The sequence below is a fragment of the Citrobacter sp. wls714 genome (genome assembly GCF_005281025.1).
GTDB classification, from domain to species: domain Bacteria; phylum Pseudomonadota; class Gammaproteobacteria; order Enterobacterales; family Enterobacteriaceae; genus Citrobacter; species Citrobacter werkmanii.
In genome coordinates this window covers 1-482 of sequence record NZ_SZWZ01000102.1, presented here as the reverse complement: position 1 = coordinate 482, position 482 = coordinate 1, and the positions used below count along the sequence as shown (strand labels likewise).

Genomic DNA, 482 nt, shown 5'->3' with positions numbered 1-482 from the left:
TTATAGAACCATTCAGCAGATTTTCTCTTCAGTCGGCTATCGGTAGAACGGTCAGAGCGCTTTGCAAGCACCATATCAGCGCCAGTCTGCCACTTTTCGATCAAATGGGGGATGACCTCAATTGGATCCTGCAAGTCGACGTCAATTGGAATTACTGCGTCACCAGTTGCGTGGTCAAGCCCGGCGAAAAGTGCTGGCTCTTTGCCGAAATTACGGGTGAATGACAGCGGAACTACAAGTGGATCGGATACAGCCAGAGATTTAATAATTGATTCTGTCGCGTCTTTGCTGCCGTCATTGATAAATACTATCTCGACTTCATGCTGCTGAAGCCCTTCATATTCCCGAACCGTTTTATAAAAAATAGGTATTGTGGCCTCTTCATTAAAGACCGGAACGACCAACGAGATTTTCATTTCGCATCCCTAAAGATAATGAATTTCGAGTAAATAAAACCGCATACCAGGCTGATAGCGGAAAAT

1 protein-coding gene and 1 pseudogene are annotated in these 482 nt (G+C 44.8%); both read right to left on the bottom strand.

What is annotated here, in order from left to right; all coding sequences use genetic code 11:
- A partial coding sequence (locus FDX11_RS23045) for a glycosyltransferase family 2 protein (RefSeq protein WP_137398585.1) occupies window positions 1-416 on the bottom strand: 416 nt, incomplete at its 3' end.
- Window positions 413-482, bottom strand: a pseudogene (locus tag FDX11_RS23040) (GtrA family protein); the annotation flags it as partial. The pseudogene FDX11_RS23040 and the gene FDX11_RS23045, both read right to left, overlap by 4 nt.